At 70.7% G+C, this 19,462-nt stretch carries 12 protein-coding genes and 1 pseudogene; 8 read left to right on the plus strand and 5 right to left on the minus strand.

Features of this window, described 5'->3' with window-relative positions; translation table 11 throughout:
- Nucleotides 1–429: 429 nt before the first annotated feature.
- The 5 genes and pseudogenes from nusA to VT85_RS09525 all read left to right on the plus strand — a co-directional run bounded on the left by nusA (nucleotide 430) and on the right by VT85_RS09525 (nucleotide 7,391).
- On the plus strand, nucleotides 430–2,142 hold the full coding sequence (gene nusA, locus VT85_RS09505) for a transcription termination factor NusA (RefSeq protein ID WP_082858481.1): 1,713 nt from the start codon (nucleotides 430–432) through the stop codon (nucleotides 2,140–2,142).
- A gap of 399 nt (nucleotides 2,143–2,541) precedes the next feature.
- A pseudogene (locus VT85_RS29990) lies at nucleotides 2,542–2,688 on the plus strand (translation initiation factor IF-2 N-terminal domain-containing protein); the annotation flags it as partial.
- 550 nt (nucleotides 2,689–3,238) lie between these two features.
- Nucleotides 3,239–5,743 carry a translation initiation factor IF-2 gene (gene infB, locus VT85_RS29060; protein ID WP_261340565.1) on the plus strand — a complete coding sequence of 835 codons (2,505 nt, stop codon included), beginning with the start codon at nucleotides 3,239–3,241 and terminating at the stop codon, nucleotides 5,741–5,743.
- A 193-nt stretch (nucleotides 5,744–5,936) separates the two neighbouring features.
- On the plus strand, nucleotides 5,937–6,431 hold the full coding sequence (gene rbfA, locus VT85_RS09520) for a 30S ribosome-binding factor RbfA (protein ID WP_082858951.1): 495 nt from the start codon (nucleotides 5,937–5,939) through the stop codon (nucleotides 6,429–6,431).
- Between the two features lie 114 nt (nucleotides 6,432–6,545).
- Entirely contained in the window at nucleotides 6,546–7,391 is an 846-nt protein-coding gene (locus tag VT85_RS09525; RefSeq protein WP_068413835.1) for an endonuclease, read from the plus strand.
- Nucleotides 7,392–7,774: 383 nt separating this feature from the next.
- Here the strand turns inward: VT85_RS09525 and VT85_RS09530 are convergent, their stop codons facing one another.
- Complete coding sequence (locus tag VT85_RS09530; RefSeq protein ID WP_068413837.1) at nucleotides 7,775–8,008, minus strand: hypothetical protein; 234 nt, start codon at nucleotides 8,006–8,008, stop codon at nucleotides 7,775–7,777.
- 36 nt (nucleotides 8,009–8,044) lie between these two features.
- On the minus strand, nucleotides 8,045–9,175 hold the full coding sequence (locus VT85_RS09535) for a DUF1559 domain-containing protein (RefSeq protein WP_068421714.1): 1,131 nt from the start codon (nucleotides 9,173–9,175) through the stop codon (nucleotides 8,045–8,047).
- A gap of 256 nt (nucleotides 9,176–9,431) precedes the next feature.
- On the opposite strand from VT85_RS09535, the gene VT85_RS09540 reads away from it, so the two are divergent.
- Nucleotides 9,432–10,004: a hypothetical protein gene (locus VT85_RS09540; RefSeq protein ID WP_068413840.1), complete on the plus strand. Its 573-nt coding sequence runs from the start codon at nucleotides 9,432–9,434 to the stop codon at nucleotides 10,002–10,004.
- A 27-nt stretch (nucleotides 10,005–10,031) separates the two neighbouring features.
- Here the strand turns inward: VT85_RS09540 and VT85_RS09545 are convergent, their stop codons facing one another.
- Together VT85_RS09545 and VT85_RS09550 are read right to left on the minus strand one after the other, a co-directional pair.
- Nucleotides 10,032–13,196: a M56 family metallopeptidase gene (locus tag VT85_RS09545; protein WP_068413845.1), complete on the minus strand. Its 3,165-nt coding sequence runs from the start codon at nucleotides 13,194–13,196 to the stop codon at nucleotides 10,032–10,034.
- The gene (locus VT85_RS09550; protein ID WP_068413849.1) at nucleotides 13,193–13,585 is read right to left on the minus strand and encodes a BlaI/MecI/CopY family transcriptional regulator; all 393 of its coding nucleotides are present in this window, start codon (nucleotides 13,583–13,585) and stop codon (nucleotides 13,193–13,195) included. Before VT85_RS09550 ends, VT85_RS09545 begins: the two co-directional genes overlap by 4 nt.
- Nucleotides 13,586–13,829: 244 nt before the next feature.
- On the opposite strand from VT85_RS09550, the gene VT85_RS09555 reads away from it, so the two are divergent.
- Together VT85_RS09555 and VT85_RS09560 are read left to right on the plus strand one after the other, a co-directional pair.
- On the plus strand, nucleotides 13,830–16,304 hold the full coding sequence (locus VT85_RS09555; protein WP_082858952.1) for a tetratricopeptide repeat protein: 2,475 nt from the start codon (nucleotides 13,830–13,832) through the stop codon (nucleotides 16,302–16,304).
- Nucleotides 16,305–16,504: 200 nt separating this feature from the next.
- On the plus strand, nucleotides 16,505–17,245 hold the full coding sequence (locus VT85_RS09560; protein ID WP_068413861.1) for a YebC/PmpR family DNA-binding transcriptional regulator: 741 nt from the start codon (nucleotides 16,505–16,507) through the stop codon (nucleotides 17,243–17,245).
- A 34-nt stretch (nucleotides 17,246–17,279) separates the two neighbouring features.
- Here VT85_RS09560 and VT85_RS09565 read toward each other — a convergent pair whose 3' ends face one another.
- Nucleotides 17,280–19,325, minus strand: a complete 2,046-nt coding sequence (locus VT85_RS09565; protein ID WP_068413864.1) for an SHD1 domain-containing protein — start codon at nucleotides 19,323–19,325, stop codon at nucleotides 17,280–17,282.
- Nucleotides 19,326–19,462: the final 137 nt, after the last annotated feature.

Consider the following 19,462-nt stretch of genomic DNA (forward strand, 5'->3'; position numbering starts at 1 on the left):
CGAGACTCCGGGGCGGTCCGTGGGGCGGCGGGCCGGCCGACCTCGCCGCGCCGTGGGCCTGGCGCGAACCCGTTGAGATTTCACGTCCCGAGGGTCGAGACGCTTCCATTGTGGGGGCGCTTGACAGAACTGTCAACATGCGGATAGGATGCAGCAGGGCCGGGGCCTTGGGAACCGGTGGATTCTGGCTCGGCCCACGCGGGGTTGGGATCGTCCCTGCGCCTTCGCTCGGCTCGTGCGGCCGGCGGACGCGGAGGGGGACGACCCAGGAGGCGCTGCCCGCTCAGATGGTATCGCGGCATCAACCCGAGCCCCGCCCGTCCCCGGGCGAGGCCCGGCTTCGTCGGGGCGGCCGAGCCGACCCGACCGACGCCGGATCCGCCGCGCCGCCGTCGAGTGAACCTCATAAGCACGCCTCGGAGGGTAGGAATGAGCGTCGATCTGGTCCGCATCGTCGATAGCATCCATCGGGACAAGAACATCTCCAAGGAGATCTTGTTCGACGGGATCCAGTCGGCGCTCGCCACCGCGGCGCGGAAGCACTACCCGGACGCCGGCGACATCGAGGTCCGCATCGACCGCGACAGCGGGGCCATCGAGGCCACCAAGGACGGCGTCCGGATGGACCCCGCCGAGCTGGGCCGGATCTCCGCCCAGACCGCCAAGCAGGTCATCATCCAGAAGATCCGCGAGGCCGAGCGCGACAGCCTGTTCGACGAGTTCGAGGACCAGCGCGGCGACCTGATGACGGGGACCGTCCAGCGGTTCGAAGGCGGCGCGGTCATCGTCAACCTGGGCAAGACCGACGCCATCCTCCCCCGCGGCGAGCAGATCCCCGGCGAGAGCTACCACCCCAGCGAGCGGATCCGGGCCATCATCCTGGACGTCCGCAAGGTGGGCCAGCGGGTCAAGATCATCCTCAGCCGCACCCACCCCGACTTCGTCCGCCGGCTGTTCGAGCTGGAGATCCCCGAGATCGCCGACTCGACCATCGCCATCCGCGCCCTGGCCCGCGAGGCCGGCTACCGCTCCAAGGTGGCCGTGACCTCGATCGACGCCAAGATCGACGCCGTCGGCGCCTGCGTCGGCGTCCGGGGGACCCGGATCAAGAACATCGTCGACGAGCTGGGGGGCGAGCGGATCGACATCGTCCGCTGGAACGAGTCGCTCCAGGTCCTGATCCCCAACTCCTTGCAGCCGGCCGAGATCGACGAGGTCATGCTCTGCCACCTGCTGGGCCGGGCCATCGTCCTGGTGCGCGACGACCAGCTCTCGCTGGCGATCGGCCGCCGGGGCCAGAACGTCCGCCTGGCGTCGAAGCTGGTGGGCTGGGACGTCGAGATCATGACGGCCGAGGAGCTCGACGAGGTGATCGAGAAGGCCGTCGGCTCGTTCTCCAAGATCGAGGGGGTCGACGTCGAGCTGGCCGAGCGGCTGGTCGAGCAGGGGATCCTCAGCTACGACGACCTGTCGGTGATGGAGATCGTCGACCTGGTCAACACCATCGACGGCCTCGACGAGGACCTCGCCGCTTCCATCGTCTCCCAGGCCGAGCAGATGGCCGAGGAGCAGACCGACGACCTCCCGCGACGCAAGTCGGGCCGCAACGCCGCCGCCCTGGCCGACGACCACGGCGGAGCCCCCGCCCCGACGGCCGAGGCCCCCGAAGCCGGACCGGCCGAAGGTGAGGGCGAGGGCGAAACCGAAGGCCAGGCGATCGACGCCGGCGGCGAAGAAGACTGGAACGAGACCGAGACCGAAGAGGAAGGGGGCCCGCGCGGCGGGCCAGAGGACGAGTTCGATCCGGAATCGACCGGCGACCGGGAGTCGGCCTTGCCCGCCGAACTCCGCGGCGCGATCGATTCCGACCCCCCTTACGATGACGAGGACCCGGACGCCGAGACGGACGGGGACGAGTCGATCGAGGGGGCCGAGCGGCGTGACGTGGCCCTCGCCGAGGAGACCGGCGGGCTGACCACGAACGGCCGCGAGGTGACCTCGGCGCCGGACGACGCCGAGCAGTCGGAGACCCTCCGGCTGGTGATGAACGTGGTCGAGGGGGACGACCCCCCGGTCCTCGACGAGGACCCCGGTCGCGACCCGAAGGTCGCCGAGACCGCCGACGACGACGAGGAGTCCTGAACCGGCCCAACCCGCGCGGCGGGGCCCCCCATCGGGGCCGCGCCCCGGGGGAGACCCGGACGCCGGCGAACGCCGGCGGCAATGCTGACCCCGCAATCTGAGGTTCGCCGCACCCGACCCCCCAATCCAGACCGACTCGACCCGACCCGACTCGAGCCCTGATGCGAGCCGGCCCCCGACCTCGACCCCGACGACCGACGCCCCCCGCGGCGTCGACCCCCGTCGCCGGCGGGCCCGCCCCCTCACAGGCGCGTTGGAATCATCCGGATAATCGCCGCCGCCCCGATCGGGCTCGCCGCGCGACCGACCACCTCGCTACAATCGAAATATCCAGAAGACATTCGTTTCGGGTCGCGGCCGTCGCGGCCAGCCGGAGCCGGTTCCGGGGAGGAGTCGCCTTTGTCCACGCGTGTTCACGAGTTGGCGAAAGAATTGGGATTGAAGAGCCAGGACTTGCTGGATCGGATCCACAAGTGGAACCTGGACGTCAAGGCGAACGCCTTGGCCGTCGTCGATCCCCCAACCGTGGAGCAGATCCGGGAGCTGTTTGGGCGCGAATCGAAGGGGGGGGCCGGATCGGCCCCCAAGCCCTCGCCCGCCGCCGAGGAGCCCACGCGACGGCCGGCCGCCAAGGCCGCCGAAGCCACGCCCGCGAAGTCGCCCTCCGCCCCCCCGGCCGCCACGGCGCCCACCCCGACCCCGACCGCCGAGGTCGCGGCCCCGAAGCCCCGGCCCCCAAGGTCGCCGCCCCGTCCCCGGTGCAGCCGGCCGCCGAGGTCCCGGCCCCCAGGCCGCAGCCGCCGCTCCGACGCCGCCGACCGCCGAGGTCGCGGCCCCGAAAGTCTCGAAGGAGGCCGCCGCGAGCCCGGCGGCCACGGGTCTGGGCCCGACGCCGACGCCGGCCCCCGGACGCGCCGCGCCCCTTTCGTCGCGGTCGAGCGGTCCCCTTTCCGGCCACACGCCGCATCGCAGCGGCGGCCCCTCGCCGACGTCCCGGACGTCGCAATCTCCCTCCTCGCAAGGCCCCGCCCCGGCTTCCCCCCAGCACCCCGGGGGAGGATCGGCGTCCACCCAACCTCTGAAGCGGAGCGAATACATGACTTCGGCGGGAATCCGCCCCCCGGTCCAGCGGACCGGGACGCATTCGGCCCCCTCGGCCGGCGGCCGCAGGCCCGGCGAGGAAGTCCGACGCCCGACCGACGACGCCGCCGCCGAAGGCGCGCGCCGCGACGCCTCCGGGCCGCGCCGTCCGCTCCCCCCGGTGGCCTCCATGCAGCCTCAGGGGGCCCGGCCTCAGCAGGCGGGTTCGCCCGTCCGTCCCCAGGCCTCCTCGCCCGAGGTCAAGAGCCAGCGTCCCGAGAAGCGGATGACCCGCGAGGACATGCTGGCGCTGATGCGGTCGGGCCAGATCGGGCCCAACGCCGCGCCTCCGGCGCGTCCCAGCGGCCCGCTCCGCCCCGGCGGTCCCGGGCTCGCCGCCCGACCCGCCGGCCGTCCCGGCCCGCCGCCGTCGGGCCCCGCGAGCGGCCCCAGCCGCGGCCCCGTCGCCCGCGGCCCGGCCCCCGGCGGGATCGGCCAGGCTCCGGCGCCGCTCACCCCGCCGACCGAGGATGAAGAGGAACGCAAGAAGGGCAAGGGGGTCGGCTCGTCGGCCGACCGCGCCGGCCGTCGCGCCCGCCGCAACGAGCGCGCCACCGATCGCCGCGTGACCTCGCCGCTCCCCGCCGCCGCGCTGCTCAACGACGACGACGAGGCGCGTCGCGGCCGTTCCGGCCGCCGCCCCCACCACAAGGCCGGGGGCCGCCACGCCTCCGCCGCCCAGGCGCGAAAGTCCCACGCCGAGGTCGAGGCCCCGATCACCGTCCGGACGCTTTCCGAAGCGCTGGGGATCAAGGCCAACGACCTGCTCCGCAAGCTCATGGCGTTGGGCCAGATGGCCACCATCAACGCCAACATCGACGACGAACTGGCCGTCATGCTGGCGATGGAATTCGGCATGACCCTCGACGTGGTGCACGAGCGCACGGCCGAGGACGACTTCATGCAGGCGTTCGCGCCCGTCGAGGAGTCGGGGAACCTCCAGCCCCGCCCGCCGGTCATCACGATCCTGGGCCACGTCGACCACGGCAAGACCTCGCTCCTGGACCGGATCCGCACGGCCAAGGTCGTCGAGAGCGAGAGCGGCGGCATCACCCAGCACATCGGCGCCTATCAGGTCGAGTACAACGGCAACCCGATCACGTTCGTGGACACGCCGGGCCACGAGGCGTTCACGGCCATGCGGGCCCGCGGCGCCAACGTGACCGACATCGTGGTCCTGGTGGTCGCGGCCAACGACGGCGTGATGCCGCAGACGGTCGAGGCCATCGCCCACGCCAAGGCGGCCGAGGTGCCGATCGTCGTGGCGCTGAACAAGATCGACGTCCCCAACGTCGACACCGCCGCCAACATCAGCAAGATCTACGGCGAGCTGTCCCAGCAGGGCCTGAACCCGGTCGAATGGGGCGGCGACGTCGAGGTCGTGAAGACGTCGGCCACGACCGGCCTGGGCGTCTCCGACCTGCTCGCCACCCTGGAGACGATCGCCGAGCTCCACGAGTTGAAGGCCGATCCCGACCGGCCGGCGACCGGCACCTGCCTGGAGGCCTCGATCTCCGAAGGCCGGGGCGTGATCGCCACCGTCCTGGTCCGCGAAGGGACGCTCAAGGTCGGCGACGTGGTGGTCTGCGGCGACGGCTACGGCCGCGTCCGCGCCCTCTTCGACGACCGCGGCCGGCTGGTCGAGAAGGCCGGCCCGTCGTTCCCGGTGGAGATCTCCGGGCTCGACGTGGTCCCGGTCGCCGGCGAGAACTTCGCCGTCACCGACGACCTCAGCCGCGCCCGCGAAGTCGCCGAGACCCGCCGGCTCCGCACCCGCGACGCCGCCCAGGCCGAGCGCCAGACCGTCACGCTCGAAAATCTGTACAACCGGATGGCCGAGCGCAAGGTCAAGTCGCTCAACCTGATCATCAAGGCCGACGTCCAGGGCTCGATCGAGGCCATCGTCAAGGAGCTGGAGAAGCTCGAGAACGCCGAGGTCCCGATCCGCGTCCTGCTGAAGGGGGTCGGCGGCATCAGCGAGAGCGACGTGATCCTGGCCGACGCCTCCCAGGCGATCATCATCGGCTACCGCGTCGCCCCCGAGGACCGGGCGATCACGATGGCCGACGATCGGGACATCGAGATCCGCCGCTACGACATCATCTATCAGGTCACCGACGACGTGAAGAAGGCCGTCGAGGGGATGCTCATCCCCGAGATCAAGGAAGTCCACCTGGGACGCGCCGTCGTCCGCCAGGTCTTCCGGATCTCCAAGGTGGGCGCCGTCGCCGGTTGCTTCGTCACCCAGGGCGTCATCGAACGCTCGGCGAAGGTCCGCCTGATCCGCGAGGGCCGCGAGATCTACAAGGGGGCCGTCGACGCCCTCAAGCGGTTCAAGGAAGACGTCAAGGAAGTCCCCCAGAACTTCGAGTGCGGCATCAAGATCACCAATTTCGACGACGTGAAGGCCGACGACGTGATCGAGGCCTACCGCGTCGACGTGATCCGCCGCACCCTGTAATCGTCGCAACGAACGGGCCCCGCCTCCCGCTTCCGTCGGGCCGGGCCGAGCCGGATCGGGCGTTTCCAACGCCCCCCGGCCGGCCCGATTCGTCGTGAAAGGGAGGCGCGGCCCCGCCTCGTCCCGGGCCGTTCGGCCCGACGAACATCCGACCAACCGATCGATCGACCGACCGACCAAGGAACGCCCCCCGATGCCGTCCCACCGCAGCCTCCGCATCGCCGAAGCCATTCGCGAGGTGGTCGCCACGGCCGTCCTTTTCGAAGTGGCCGACCCCCGCATCCAGGGCGTCACCGTCCTCGGCGTCGAGGTCACGCAGGATCTCCGCGGCGCGACCGTCTACGTCACGGTGATGGGCTCGGAGGCCGATCGCAACCAGGCCATGAAGGGCCTCCGCAGCGCCTGCGGGTTCGTGCAGTCGCGGGTCGCGGCCCGGCTCCAGATCCGCTACACCCCGATCCTCAACTTCAAGCTCGACGAGAGCGTCAAGAAGTCGGTCGAGATGGGCCGGCTGATCGAGGAGGCCGTCTCGGCCGACAAGAAGCCGGGACCCCAGGCCGACGACCTCGAAGACGACCTCGACGACGACGATGAGGAAGGCGACGAAGAGGAAGACGGCGACGACGAGGCCCCCGACGGGGCCGACTCCCCGAACGACGACGACGACGACGACACCCAGGATTCCTGAGCGTCCCCGTCCCATCCCGACGGCGGGCCGGGCGTTTCGCCCCCGCCGGACGCGGAGCCGGCGTCGCCCGCACCGCCCGGCCCGGACGAAGCGCACCCAACCCCCGACAGGTCCATGGCGACTCAAAGCAAAACCCAGTATCTCGCCGATCTCCAGGCCTTCCTCAAGCGCCGGTACAAGCCCAAGGCGGAGCCGGCCGTGAGCCGGCTCTCGGTGATCGACGCCGTCGTCTACGGGATCTGCCACGAGGACACGACCCGCGAGCAGGCCAACCAGGCCCTCTCCCGGTTCAAGGACCAGTTCTTCGACTGGAACGAGGTCCGCGTCAGCCCGCTGGAGGAGGTCCGGGAGACCCTGGCCGACGTCCCCGACGCCGCCGCCCGCGCCCAGCGCATCCGGCGGTTCCTCCGCCAGCTCTTCGAGAAGACGTACAGCTTCACCGCTCTCGAGCAGCTCGCCAAGAAGCCGCTGAAGGAAGCCCTCAAGACGCTCCACCCGTTCGAGGCCTTCCACTCGGACTACGTCACCGCCACCGTCGTCCAGCAGGCCCTCGGCGGCCACGCCATCCCGATCGACGAGGCCACCCGCAAGACGCTCGAACAGCTCGGCCTCCACGAGCCCGACGTCGCCACCCTCCGGGGCCTGGTGGAACGCGCCATCCCCAAGAATCGCGGCGCCGAGTTCATCGACCTCCTCGAAGACATGGCCCACGACCCGGCCATCGTCACCGACCCCAAGGTCCCCCGCTGGGAGCACCAGGGCAAGCCCGCCAAGCCCGGCAAGGACGCCGTCGAGGTCCCCGCCAAGGAAGCGAAGGCCAAGGACAAACCCAAGGAGAAGGACAAGGAAGCCCCGGCTCCCGAGCCCGCGCCCGCGCCCCTGCGGGTGAAGAAGGCCGCGCCGAAGGAACCCCCCGCCCCCCCCAAGAAGGGCGGCAAGGGGAAGCCCGGGGAGAAATGATCCGGGCCGTCACGGATTCCGGGGAGCCCTCCACGACGACGGCCTTCCCCCCGTCGCGGGGGAGAAAGACCCCAAGGGGGTCGGATGCGGGGATGACGAGCCGGGAGGTCGTCGGAATCCGCGATCCGGCCCACCGAAACGCCGACGGCTCTCGCACTCGTCGCCGCCTCATTCGCCGCCGCGAGGCGCCTTCCCCACCAGGGGGGAAGGCGTGATGCCGACGGCCTCCGTCATTGCGGAGGGACCGAAACGCCGGCGGCATCCCGGCTCGTCCTCCGCTCATCCGGTCCTTCGGGCCACCTTCCCTCGCGAGGGGGAAGGGCGTTTCGGCTCGGAAGACGGGCCGGTCGAGGGTGATCCGGTCGCGGGATGGAAGGGACGGCTCAGTCGCCGCTCTTCACGGCGCCTTTCGGCTTCTTCCCCTTGGCGTAGACGGGCGTGCCCCGCTCCTCGGCCTCGATCCGGGCGTCTTCCGACCTGATCGTCTCCAGGTCGTCGGCGGAAAGCGGCGGGAGCTTGTCGGGCGCGTAAGCGGGGTGGCTCGCCGCGTCGTCGCAGGCCGCCGGGACGACGGCGGCCAGCAGGAACAGGGCGGCCCGAAGGCGTGGGCTGATCATTGGAGGTCCTCGCGGGTCGGTCGTGTCGGGTCGGGATCAGTAGGAGTCGCTGCTGATCGGCTCGCCGTCGTCGATGACGGCCAGCTTGCGGAACGTCCCCGCGTCGATGGTGAACTTCACGAACCGCACCGAGCCGTCGCAGAGCAGCATGTTGGCGCCGCCGGGGTGCGAGCTGCCGAAGGTCCGGCGCCAGATGGAGTTCCCCCCCGGGGTCGCGGGCGTGGCGCACGCGCCGGTGCCGTTGGGCGCCTGCTGGTCGGGCTCGGGGACGAAGTGGTAGCGGATCGCGTCTTCATCCCAGCCGGCGTTGTTCCAGCGTTCGTTGTCGCCGCCCTCGGCGCCGTGGCGGTTGGGCGGGAGCCCCTTCTCGCCCATCAGGATCGAGTTGCTGGCGCCGTCGGTGATCTCGGCGAGCCGCCGCTTGGCGCCGCGCCCGGACCAGGCGATGGCGCCCTTGTGGCCGCCCGTGTTGGACTGGTTGACCGTGGAGCGTTCGTCGCTGTTGGGCGTCGCCCCATTGGGCGGGGGGGGGATGAACCGGCCGGGGTCGGCGTTGCCGCCGTCGCAGTCGATCGACTGGCCCTGGAAGAACCCGGCGCAGCCGGCGTAGTCGTTCTTGGCCGTGGCGGTGACGGGATTGGCCCCGTAGCGCTGGGGCGCCCGGCGGCTCGGGCAGTACTGGTAGGGGATCGCCACCCGCGACACGTCGAGGTCGCCGTTGAGGTTCTGGCCCCCGTTGTAGGGGAGCATCGCGAAGTTGGCGAGGTTGTAGACCGCCTGCTGCTCGGTGTACGGGAGGATCTTGAAGAACTGGTTCCAGCCGTCGGGGTGCCAGGCGTTGCAGCAGGTCGTGGCGCCGTAGGACGGCGAGACCTCGTCGTAGTTGTAGCCGCTGGGGTCCGGCGCGCCCGAGCTGGTCACGCCCTGGGGGTGGCCGTCGAACGGACCCTGGGGGAAGTAACCGTTGGCGCTCTCGAAATTGTGCACGCCGAGGCCCAACTGCTTCAGGTTGTTGGTGCACTGCGTGCGACGGGCGGCCTCGCGGGCGCTCTGCACGGCCGGGAGCAGCAGCGCGATCAGCACGGCGATGATCGCGATCACCACCAGCAGCTCGATCAGCGTGAAGGCGGGCCGGCGGGGTCGGGAGTTCAAGCGGTTCTTCGACACGGTCTCGTCACCTCGCAACCAGGGGAAGGATCGATCGAACGGGGGCGTTTCCCCCCTCGCGTCGCATCCTAGCGTCCGGTTTCGAAGGTCTCGCGCGGAGTCCGGGAAACCCGCATGGTTAAGCCGAGAAGCTTTCGAGAAGGTCGCATCGAAGCGCCCGAATCCCGTGGCGGGATCGTCGAGGTCCGCTTACCTTGGGGTCGATCGCCGGCCCGACGGCCGGGCTGACCAGAATTTTCCCGCCCGGAGAATCGCCATGCCTCGCGTCCTCGCGCCTCTCGTCCTCGCCCTGTCCGTCGCGGCCTTCGGGCCTTCGCCTGCGGGGGCCGAGGAGGTGGAGAACCCCGTCTACACGAGCTGGACCCGCTGCCGGCCGGGGACGACACTGGTCGTCCGGGAGGTCGCCGAGAGCGAGGCGGGGGGCGGCGAGCGGGTCGTCACCACCAAGCGGCGGGTCCTCAGGTCGGTCGACGACCGGAAGCTCGTCGTGGAGGAGTCGACCGAGGTCGAGTCGTCGGCCGGCACCAGCCAATTCGGCCCCCAGGAGTACACCCACCGCCGGACGATGTTCCTGCCCGAGGGCGTCGACAAGGCCCGGCTCGGCCGCCCCCAGAAGGCCGACGCCCAGGGCGAGGAAGACGTCGAGGCCGCCGGCCGGACCTTCCACGCCGAGTGGTTCGACACCAAGGGCCAGACCGAGGCCGGGCCGTCGAACGTCCGCGCCTGGTACGCCGACGACTGCCCCGGCCTCCTGGTCAAGTCCGTCACCCGCGTCCCGGCCGCCCGGAAGCTCACCACGACGACGGTGGTCGAGTACAAGACCCCCTGACCGTGCCGGTCCGCTCCTTCCTTCGCCTCAACGCGCCGCGCCGACGTCCGTCGCGGCGACTCCCTCGATGCGCTTGCCCGAATCGACGTCGAACGTCCCGAGGTCGACGGGCTCGCCGGCCTCGACGTTCAGGTCGCGGACCAGGTCGAAGCCCTGGAACCCGCCGGGGACCTTGATCCAGCCGAAGCCCTTGCCGCCCCGGCCGTCTTCGTGCGTGAGGTTCATGGCGAAGAGCCGACATCCGGCCCCCCGATACGTGAAACACTTGAACCGCCCCTGGGAATCCAGTTCCGACCACGTGATATCCATGGGACGTGCGAACGGCTGATTTCCGGGGTCGATCTGGACGGAAATCTGACCTCGGGCCGGCTTCCCGTCCGCATGGACCAGCCGGCCCGTCAGCGGGACGATCGGGGCCAGCAGGACGGTCCTCGCCGGCGTGTCCGGCGGCGTGTCGCCGGACACGGTGACGATCACGCCGAGATTCCGGTCGAAGTTCTGGACGATGACCACGCGCGTCTCGCCCGGGTCGAGCCCCAGAATCCGCGCCTCGGCCCTCGGCGGGAGGAACCCTCCGCCGAGATCGGTCGGGACACGGTTCTGGAGCTGTTGCGCGGGGACCGGCGAGCCGTCCTCGTCGACGAACTTCAGGGCCACCGACGCTCCCCGGACGACCGCGATTGCCCCCGCCGAGGCCGAAGGGCCGTCGGCGGCGTCGACTCCCTTCAGGGAGTGGAACGACCCCGGAGGGATGCGGACGTAAGTGGCCAGATGATCGGAGTCCGCGAGCCGTTCGAGCGTCTCGGCGCCGATCCGAGTCCGATAGCGGAAGTCGTCGGCCTTGACCAGCACCACGCCCCGTCCAGGGACGCCCAGCACGCGGAAGTGACCCTGGGCGTCCGTGCGGAACCGATCGCCGTGCAGCCGGTATCCGTAGCCGATGGCACCCGGATTCGCAGCGAGGCAATCCGTCGCGCGGGGGTTGTCGGCCGCCGGGACGTAGTCCAACCGTGCCGCGACCGGCTGGCCGTCGGCCTGGTCGACGACCTGGCCCTCGATCCAGACCCCGCGCTTGAGGGCCACGTCGAGCCTCGTCGGGCCGTCGACCGGGGCGGCGGGGACCTGCAAGTGCGTGGAAACGAAGTAGGGCTGGTCGGCGGCGGGATAGACGAAGAGGACGCGTTGCTCATCACCGGTCGTCGGCAGGCCGAGGAGCCGATATCGGCCCTCGGCGTCGGTCCAGGCACCGTCTCGATCGCCGACCGGGCGGGGCCAGTCCCAGTCCGCCGTCGCGGTGACGAACGCGCCGGAGATCGGCGAGCCGTCGGCGGCGTCGCGGACGATCCCCTCGACGGCCCGCGACGGGTCCACGGCGATCGTGCAGGCAGCCCCCTGGATCTCGGTGAAATCGAGGATGCCGAAGCGGAGATCCTGGAACTGGTAGAGGTTCGGGAGTCGGGTCCGATCCATCGCCCGGGTCAGGACGAGAGCGTGCCGAAGCGCCGCGTCGGGGCCGGAGATCGCCAGGATCGCCAGGGAGTCGCGGCCCAGCCCCGTGAAGCGGAACCGGCCGTCGGCGTCGGTCTCGACCTCGTGGGGCGACGGTAGCAGCCCGTTGGTCGACCAGCGATCCGACGTGCTCCAGGGCTGGGCCGGATCGGCCGTCTTGCCGGACCTGAGGAAGAAGACGTCTCGCAGCCGGATCTTCGCGCCGGGGACCGGGTGGCCTTCCGAATCGACGACGCGGCCGTCGATCGGCGGCCCCGGCTCGCCGAGCTTCACCATGCCGTCCGCGCCGGCCGCTCCGGGGCCGAATCCCTCGGCGAGGGCGACGATCGGCGTCCGGGCCTTCGGATCGAACGGGGGGCCGCCGAAGGCGTCCAGCTCATACCGGCCCTCGGCGTCGGTGGTCGCTCGCCGTTGCTCATCGACGGGGCCTCCGGTCGCCCCCTGGCGCGTGCTCCAGGCGAGCACCGAAGCCCTCGCGACGGGCTTGCCCGAACGGTCGACGACCCGGCCTCGGAGCCGGTCGCCTTGCGGGACGTCTGCTTTCGCGGCGGCCGGTTCCTCGGTTACGGCTCGCGGCGGATCGCCGAACCGCAGCAGGCCGGCGAAGGCCGTCGAGGCCAGGCCGACGATCGCGACGGCGAGGACCGCGCGGCGGCCGACGCGGGTGGAGAGGGTCCGCGAGGGGTCGAGGATCCGGGCCACGCGACGGGCCAGGAGCGACCGCAGCGAGATCATGCAGACGACGGTCGGGGAAGGGGGGGGCAACGCCCGACCGGCCAATTCGACGAGCCGTTCGGCGTAGCTCGTCCGGTCGGCGCCGAACGACACCACCACATCGTCGCAGACCTCCTCGGCCGTCGACTCGATCCGCCGGGAGAGCGCCCAGAGGAGCGGCTGGCCCCAGAGCGCCGCCTCGGCCAGCCGCCGCGTCAGGTTCCACCAGCCGTCGCGGCGGGCCAGGTGCGCCAACTCGTGGACGAAGGCGTCGCGCGGGTCGTCCGCGCCTTCCGGCAGCAAGATCATCGGCCGGGTCAGGCCGTCGAGGCAGGGGCTCGACAGGAACGGGCTCCGTCGCACCGGGGGCGTCCGCACGCCCAGCTCCCGCGCGATCGCCTCGCAAAGCGCCTGCGTCTCGGGCTCGACGTCCGCCGCCGAGTCCCGGAGCCGCCGCATCCGGCCCTGCCGGACCAGCATCCGCGCCAGCAGGAACAGCGTCCCGACGCCCCACCCCGCCAGGCCGACCGCCGCGATCGCGTCGCGAGGGAGCGACCTTTCGACGACCACCGGGGACGCCGGGAGGGACGCGGGGAGCGGGGTGAACGGCTCCGTCGGCAGGGGAGCGATCGTGAACCGGACGTCGGTGTACGGCGGCTCTGAGGAGGGAGGAGCCGGGATGAACGGCGACGACGACGAAAAGGGCAGGGGACGCGCGGCTTCGGCCGTCGGCCATCGCAGGGCGAGGCCCTCGAAGCCCATCGCCGAGAACGTGATCGAGACGGCCGGGCCGAGGAGGACCGCCGCCAGGGTCGCGCGGTAGACGGCCGATTGCAGCGCCGGCCCCCGCGATCGCGCCCAGCGCCCGGCGGCCAGGCCCAGCAGCAAGAGCGCCGAGGACTGCGCCAGCCAGGTCAGGCCGAAGCCCGTCGCGGCGCGGACGGCGTCCAGCAAAATCGCGTCGCTCATTTCGACCTCCCTTCGCCGTCCCGGCGGGTCTCGTCGATCAGCTTCCCGAGTTCGTCCAGCTCCTTGCGGGTCAGCCCGTCGTTCTTGATGAGGTGCGCGACCAGGCTGCCGGCGTCGCCGCCGAAGACCCGCTCCAACAGGTCGCGAGCGGCCGTCCGCTTGACGCGATCCTCCTTCAGCTTCGCGAAGAAGAGGAACGTCCGGCCGTCGGCCTCGTGCCCGGCCGCCCCCTTGGCCTCAAGCTGGCGGAGGAGCGTCTGCACCGTGCTGTGCGCGACCGGCTCGCGATCGTTGAGCGCGTCGGTGATCTCCCGGGCGCTGGCCTTCCCCCGGTCCCACAGCACCTGCATGATCCGGAACTGCATCCGGCCCAGTTGCGTCTCGCCCATCACGGGTCCCTCCCGGAGCCTCGGTTATCCACCCAAGTAGATTTACTCAGGTAGACAATCTTGTCAAGGGGTGCGGGGGATTCCGAAGACGCCGGCGCGGGAGTTCAGAACGTCTTGGCAGCTTCCGTCGGGTGCTGATACGATGGGCTGGAAGTTTCGGCGTCGAAACGAAGACGCCGGGATGGAGATGTGGACGAGGGACCGTCATCCCGACGGACTCCACCGAGGACGGGGAGAGGTGAACATGGTCGGGCCGATCCGATGGTCTGCGGCGTGTCGAGCGGGCTGGACGGCGGTCGCGCTGGCGACCTTGGCGGTCGGCTTCGGCGCGGGCCGGGCCCGGGCCCAGGAGCCCGCCCCCAAAGCCGAGCCGCCCAAGGCCGACGCCCCCGAAGCGAACGTTCCCAAGGCCGACGCCCCGGCGGCGGCGCTCAAGCCGGACGTGACGGAGCTGTACAACCGCCCCGGCGACGACCCCCCGAAGCCGTTCGTGCCGCAGAACCCCCAGACGGTCGAGGACCGCAAGCGGATCGAGGCCGTCCGGCTCTACACCGCGGCGCGGGCGCTGGAGGACCGTCGGGCGTTCGCCGACGCCGCCGACGCGCTCCTGGAGGCCTACAAGCTCGACCCCGATTCGGTGGCGATCGCCCGACGGCTGAGCCGGCTCTACGTCGGCCCGCTGGCCCGGCCCGACCTCGCCGTCGACTACGGCAAGCGCGCCCTGGCCGCCGACCCCTCGGACTCCGAGACCCTCGAACGCCTGTTCCAGTTCCATCTCCAGCGCAACGACCTGCGGGCCTGCGAAGCGCTGCTGCAAGAGGTGCTCGCCAATCCCAAGCTGGAGGCCCACGCGCCGGCGCGGACGGTCGCCTGGTTCGACCTGGGGAGGCTCTACTCCTCCGGCCTGAACGAGCCGGAGAAGGCGGCCGACGCCTACGCCAAGGTCATGGCCGAGCTCGACGACAAGGCCTCGATGAAGCTCGCTCCCGCCGACGTGACGCGGATCCTCGGCAATGAGCCGGCGGTCACCTACCTCGGCTTCGGCGTCGTCTTCCTCGCCGCCAAGCGCGACGACCTGGCCGTCAGGGCGTTCGAGCGGGGCCTGGTCTACGACGACACCAACCCCCAGATCCCCCTGCTTTTGGCCGAGACCTACCTGAAGTCCAACCAGGGCGACAAGGCCCTGGCGCTGGTGGACCGCTACATCAAGCGGCAGCCGAAGGGGGTCGAGGCTTACGAGCTGCTCGCCAAGGTGCTCAAGGCGCTCAACCAGGAAGACCGGATCACCCCCCGGCTGGAAGAGGCCTCCGGCCGAGACCCCAAGAACGTGCCGCTCCAGTACGTGCTGGCCGACCGCTACCGCGAGACCGGCCAGGTCGACAAGGCCGAGGCCCTGTACAAGGGGCTGCTGGCGAGCCAGCCGGACCCCCTGACCTATCGGGCCCTGGCCGCCTCGCTGCTCAAGCGCAAGAAGGCCGGCGACCTCCTGAAAGTGCTGTGCGAGGCCATCGGCCGTCCCCAGGGGTTCGAGGCCGTCATGCCCCAGCTCCAGGTCGTGGCGACCGACGACGCGCTCGCCGAGGAAATGCTCGACGAGGGGCTCAAGCAGCTTTCCGCCGACCCCCCGGGGCTCCCCCAGGCCCCCGCGTTCACCGTCCTGAGCATCATCGCCAACCCGGACCGTGGGGACCAGAAGACCCCCCGGCTGGAACGACTGCTCAAGCTCCAACGCCTCATGCTCGAACGGTCCCCGAACCCCAAGCTCTACCTCGAAGTCGTCGACACCCAGCGCCGGCTGGACCAGTTCGGTGACGCCGCCGCGACCCTGGAAGAGATGTTCGCCAAGTACCCGAGCGAGCGCAAGGCCCGCTACCTGTTCTTCCTGGCGAGCTTCTACCGCAAGACCGACCGGGACGCCAAGGCCCTGGAGACGGCCCGCGAGGCCGTGAAGATCGAGCCCACGGACCCCGACACCCAGGCCCAGGCCGCCAACCTCCTGGCGGAGCTCGGCCAGCTCGACGAGGCCGTGCCGCTCTTCCAGAAGCTCATCAAGGACGAGCCCGGCAACCCGATGTACGAGTTCATGTTCGGCGGCTTGCTCGCCAAGTACGGCCGCAACGAGGAAGCCGTCAAGTTCTTCAAGGAGATGCTCGACCGCAACGCCGGCAAGGACGAGATCGCCAAGCTGATCCGCTCCAACCTGTCGATCGTCTACGTCAACCAGGGGGACTACGCCAAGGGCGAGGCCGAGCTGGAGACCGTCCTCGAACGCTTCCCCGAAGACCCGGGCGTCAACAACGACCTGGGCTACCTCTACGCCGATCAGGGCAAGAACCTGGAGAAGGCGGAGGCCATGATCCGCAAGGCCCTCAAGGAGGACCCGGACAACTACGCCTACCTCGACAGCCTGGGCTGGGCCCTCTTCAAGCAGGGCAAGCTCAAGGAGGCCGTCGAGCCGCTGGAGAAGGCCGTCGAGCTTCACAAGGAGGCCGAGAAGCGCGGCCTCTCCTCGCCCGACGCCACCCTCCCGGACCACCTGGGAGACGTCTATCTCCAGATGCGCGAGGTCGAGAAGGCCCGCACCTGGTGGCGCGAAGCCGAACAGGCCGCCGCCCGCAGCACGCCCCCCGACAAGCGCCTGGACGAGATCCGCAAGAAGCTGGCCTCGCTGGACGCCCTCGAAGAGGAACCCAAGCCTTCCACCGGACAGACCCCTTGATCGATCGGACTCGATCGACCCGACCCGGCCCGATACACGACCGGGGGGGACGTCGGATCGACGCCCCCCTCGGGCCTTCCCCAGCGGGCCGACGCTCGAGCGCCGGCCCGTCGTCGTCCCTGCGGCGACCCGGCGTTCGACGAGACGCCTGACGCGAACCGGCCGGGCGCGGCCGCCAGAGAGAGGAGCCGAGATCCCAGATGGCAGGACATTCCCACTCCGCGAACATCGCCCATCGCAAGGGCGCGGTCGACGCCAAGCGCGGCAAGCTGTTCAGCAAGCTCTGCCGGGCCATCTACGTCGCCGCCCGCAACGGCGGCCCCGACCCCGCCGCCAACCTCCGCCTCCGCTATGCGATCGACAAGGCCCGGCAGTTCTCCTGTCCCAAGGACAACATCGAGCGCTCGATCAAGAAGGCCACCGGCGAACTGGGGGCCGAGAACTTCGAGGAGGTCATGTACGAGGGCTACGGCCCCTCGGGCGTGGCCGTGCTCTGCGAGGTGCTGACCGACAACCGCAACCGCACCGCCGGCGACCTGCGGCGGATCTTCGAGGCCTCCGGCGGCAACCTCGGCGCGACCGGCTGCGTGAACTACCTCTTCACCTACAAGGGGCTGTTCCTCGTCGAGTCCAAGCACGTCGTCGAGGACGCCCTGATGGAAGTCGCCCTGGAAGCCGGCGCCGACGACGTCGAGCTGATCGAGGGCTACTTCGAGGTCACCTGCGACCCCAAGCAGTTCGAGACCGTCCGCAAGGCCCTGGAAGACGCCAGGATCCCCACCGAGAGCGCCGAGACGAGCTACCTGCCGGCCACCTACGTCGACCTCGACGTCGACTCCGGCAAGAAGATGCTCAGGCTCAAGGACCTCCTCGACGAGAACGACGACGTCCAGAACGTCTACGCCAACGACAACATCCCCGAGGAAGTCCTCGCCGGCTGACCCCGCGCCGTCGCCCCCAAGTCGATCCCCGCCCTCACCTCACCCCGGCCGTGCCGACCTGCGAGGACCCCAGCGTGAACCCGCCGCCGGGGTTGGGCCGGGCGAGGAGGCGAGGAAGCTCGACCTGATCGAAGAACGCGTAGTTGGGCTGTTCGAATTTCCTGACGTGGTCGGCCAGAGATTCGTTGGGGCCGAGGTGGGCGATGTCGAAATGGGGGACCGAGGAGGAGCCGGACTCCCAGGCGGACTGCCCCTTGTAAGCGAGCTGGATCCGACTGATCTGGGGGCGGACCTTGAACCTGTCGGTGCGGAATCCGGCCCCCATCGTGCGGTAGGAGATCTCCTCCTCCTTGCCGGTCTCGACGACGGGGAGGAGCACCAACGCGGAGCCTGGCGCGACCTTCACCTGAATCTGGGCGAGCTTCGCGGTCAGCGATTCGACGACCTTCTCGCGCTTCGAGGCGTCGGCGACGCCCGCCGCGTCGATCGAGACGGTCGCGCCGGGGCGGACGATGAAGAAGTTGGGATCGGCCAGGGCCTGCTTGAGCGACTGCCGGACGATCGGCTGCGGGAGCCGCGCGGGGATCAGGGCGCCGGCCTGGTTCTGGCGGGCGGCGAGCAGGAACCAGCAGAGCCCGTCGCGGTCGCGGGCGGCCTGTTCGGCCCCCTGGTAGTCCCAGAGCTTGACCTGGCTTTCCACGTCGATCAGGTAACGCCCGCCGACGAGGAGGTGATCCTCGTCGGTCCAGAGCGGGGGATTGTCCGGGGCGACGGCGATCGGGCTGAGCTGAAGATCGCGGTGGAGCGTCCCGTCCTCGGTATTCCAGACGAACGCCTTGCCGACCGTGAGGCAGGCGAACCGCTTGCCCGAGGGGGAGAATCCGAAGCTCGGCCACGGGGTCTGCGTCAGCGGCATGGCCTGCACCGCGGCGATCTGCCCGGCCTCGACGTCCAGCAGGCCGACCTTCCCCTCGTGGGCGAAGGCCAGGAACTTGCCGTCGGGGGAGACGGCGGGCACGCAGCCGTCGGTCGTCTGGAGCGTCAGGCTCGGCCGCACCGGGTCCAGGTCCCAGAGCACCAGCTTGCCGCCGCCTATGGTCGCGAACCGCTTCGGCCCGAGGAACGCGGCCCACTTCACGTCACGCGCGGGGCCCTGGGCGTCGTCGTAGGGGGCGAACCGCCAGGCCTTGACGAGCCCCTGCGCGGTGAGGTTCCAGAGTTCGAGCCGGTCGGCGTTGCCGAAGCCGAACTCGTCCTTCCGCATCAAGACCTGATCGCCCGCGTCGGAGAGGGCCAGGGGCGCCAGCACGCCCGATGATTTCACCACGCCCAGGGTCTTGCCGGCCTTGAGGTCGCAGACCGCGATCCGGGTGGTCCCGGGCTTGGGGTTGTCCAGCGTGTAGCCGACCACCGCGTAACTCCCGGCGACGTTGACCGCGAAGCCCTTCTGGTGCTCGAAGAAGTCGGTCGTGGCGGGGATCGGCACGCCCCGAGGCCGCGCGGCCGGGGCGGTCTCGGCGGCGGGCGGCGCGGCGGGGGCGATCGCGATCTTCCAGGCGCCTTCGGGCGGAAGTCCGGCGAGCTGGGCGGAGGACCAATCGGGGTCGATCTCGGCGGGCTCGCCGCCGGGGTTCGGGACGGCCGGGTTCGGGAAGCCGAGGTTCGGGGAGGGGGACCCTGGGCGTGCCGCCATCGCGCCGGGGCGGGCGTCGGCGGCCCTGGGCTGGAACGGATCGGCGGCCGGCTTGGGCTTGAACGGGTCTTCCTCGGCCAGCTTCTTCAGGAGGTCCTCGACGTATCGCCGGTCCGCGGAGCAGAGGCGGTCCAGCAGGACCTGCATCTCCTTCCCGTCCGCCTTTCGGAGGACGACGTTCTCCCCCTCTACGCCGACGTAGCGGGCCTGGATCTTGAACCGGCCGCTGACGTCCTTCCACGTCCGCAACTCGGCCTCGCCCTCCTGCGTCGCGGCGGCGGTCGCCGTCGCCGTCGTGGCGAGGGGCGGGCCGAAGCTCGCCGCCAGCAGGATCGTGAAGGAGATCGCCCATCGCCGCCACGCGACAAGAGAGGGGAACGCTCGCATGACCAGGCCCCGCGGTCGTGGTGAAGAAATGGCCCCGAGTCCATCCCGTCCCGTCCCGTCCCGGGGATGGAATCGGGGGATGTCGAGGGCTCGAATCTATCGCGGGGGCTGCAGGGCATCAAGCGTGCAATGTTGGG

The sequence above is a fragment of the Planctomyces sp. SH-PL62 genome (assembly GCF_001610895.1).
GTDB lineage: Bacteria > Planctomycetota > Planctomycetia > Isosphaerales > Isosphaeraceae > Paludisphaera.

Coding starts and splice junctions, on each gene's coding strand:
- nusA (WP_082858481.1), top strand. CDS start 430: ATGAGCGTCGATCTGGTCCGCATCGTCGATAGCATCCATCGGGACAAG.
- infB (WP_261340565.1), top strand. CDS start 3,239: ATGACTTCGGCGGGAATCCGCCCCCCGGTCCAGCGGACCGGGACGCAT.
- rbfA (WP_082858951.1), top strand. CDS start 5,937: ATGCCGTCCCACCGCAGCCTCCGCATCGCCGAAGCCATTCGCGAGGTG.
- VT85_RS09525 (WP_068413835.1), top strand. CDS start 6,546: ATGGCGACTCAAAGCAAAACCCAGTATCTCGCCGATCTCCAGGCCTTC.
- VT85_RS09530 (WP_068413837.1), bottom strand. CDS start 8,008: ATGATCAGCCCACGCCTTCGGGCCGCCCTGTTCCTGCTGGCCGCCGTC.
- VT85_RS09540 (WP_068413840.1), top strand. CDS start 9,432: ATGCCTCGCGTCCTCGCGCCTCTCGTCCTCGCCCTGTCCGTCGCGGCC.
- VT85_RS09545 (WP_068413845.1), bottom strand. CDS start 13,196: ATGAGCGACGCGATTTTGCTGGACGCCGTCCGCGCCGCGACGGGCTTC.
- VT85_RS09550 (WP_068413849.1), bottom strand. CDS start 13,585: ATGGGCGAGACGCAACTGGGCCGGATGCAGTTCCGGATCATGCAGGTG.
- VT85_RS09555 (WP_082858952.1), top strand. CDS start 13,830: ATGGTCGGGCCGATCCGATGGTCTGCGGCGTGTCGAGCGGGCTGGACG.
- VT85_RS09560 (WP_068413861.1), top strand. CDS start 16,505: ATGGCAGGACATTCCCACTCCGCGAACATCGCCCATCGCAAGGGCGCG.
- VT85_RS09565 (WP_068413864.1), bottom strand. CDS start 19,325: ATGCGAGCGTTCCCCTCTCTTGTCGCGTGGCGGCGATGGGCGATCTCC.